Genomic DNA, 320 nt, shown 5'->3' with positions numbered 1-320 from the left:
ACCGTGAGCTGGCCGGTGCAGGTAGTTTGCGGCGTGTCCAGCGTAACCGAGGGAGCCTTCACGGTGACGTCACCATCGGCGACCAGGTTTGCAACACCTTTGCAGACGATGTTCATGGCCCCGTTGCTGCGGTCGTACTCAACCGAGCCGCCATCCTTGAACTGGAGCCGGAACTTGTCCGGGCTGCTTACCGGCGGCGCGTCGGCGTCAGAGTAGATCGCGCCGAGGATGCAGCCGTCCTCCATGAACTCATCCAGGATGCAGCCAACATGCTCGCCCACGTCCAGCGTCCACACTACCTTGTCGGCGAGGGTCTTGGG

Annotated in this window: 1 pseudogene; it reads right to left on the bottom strand. The window is 62.8% G+C overall.

From position 1 onward, the window contains the following. Positions 1 to 320, bottom strand: a pseudogene (locus KDH83_RS32220) (phage baseplate assembly protein V); the annotation flags it as partial.

Source organism: Achromobacter sp. Marseille-Q0513 (assembly GCF_018195695.1).
Classification (GTDB): domain Bacteria; phylum Pseudomonadota; class Gammaproteobacteria; order Burkholderiales; family Burkholderiaceae_B; genus Achromobacter.
Note: the sequence above shows the minus strand (reverse complement) of the source record. Positions and strands in the feature narration are given on the sequence as shown.